The sequence below is a fragment of the Oleiphilus sp. HI0043 genome, assembly GCF_001634935.1.
Genome location: NZ_LWEY01001384.1, coordinates 1 through 679 on the forward strand (window position 1 = coordinate 1; position 679 = coordinate 679).

Below are 679 nucleotides of genomic sequence, written 5' to 3' on the forward strand. Positions count from 1 at the left end.
ATAAAGCGAACAAATCTGGCTGATAAGCTGCTTGCGACTCAAGCTATAACGATCTTCTTCAGGCAGGAACATCGTCACACCCAAAGCACGACCTCTCGGAATAATACTTACCTTATAAACCGGATCATGTTCTGGTAAAACACGACCAACAATTGCATGTCCCGCTTCATGATAAGCCGTATTAAGCTTTTCCTTCTCAGACATCACCATAGACTTGCGCTCTGCGCCCATCATAATCTTATCTTTAGCAAGCTCAAAGTCTGTCATTTCAACTGCACGCTTATCAGCTCGTGCCGCAAACAGGGAAGCTTCGTTAACCAGGTTCGCCAAGTCAGCACCTGAAAATCCTGGCGTACCACGGGCAATCAAACTTGGCGCAACATCCTCAGCTAAAGGCACCTTTTTCATATGCACCTTCAGAATTTGCTCACGACCAAGTATATCTGGCAAACCGACCACAACTTGACGGTCAAAACGCCCCGGTCTTAACAATGCTGGGTCTAGAACATCCGGCCTATTGGTTGCAGCAATAACAATGACACCTTCACTACCTTCAAAGCCGTCCATCTCTACCAAGAGCTGGTTCAGTGTTTGCTCACGCTCATCATGACCACCACCCATACCCGCACCACGATGGCGACCGACAGCATCGATCTCATCGATAAAGATAATACAAGGA

Annotated in this window: 1 protein-coding gene; it reads right to left on the reverse strand. The window is 47.3% G+C overall.

Annotated features, from left to right (window positions below):
- Nucleotides 1-679 (reverse strand): AAA family ATPase (locus tag A3729_RS18840; RefSeq protein WP_156498021.1); only part of this gene is annotated, 679 nt, incomplete at both ends.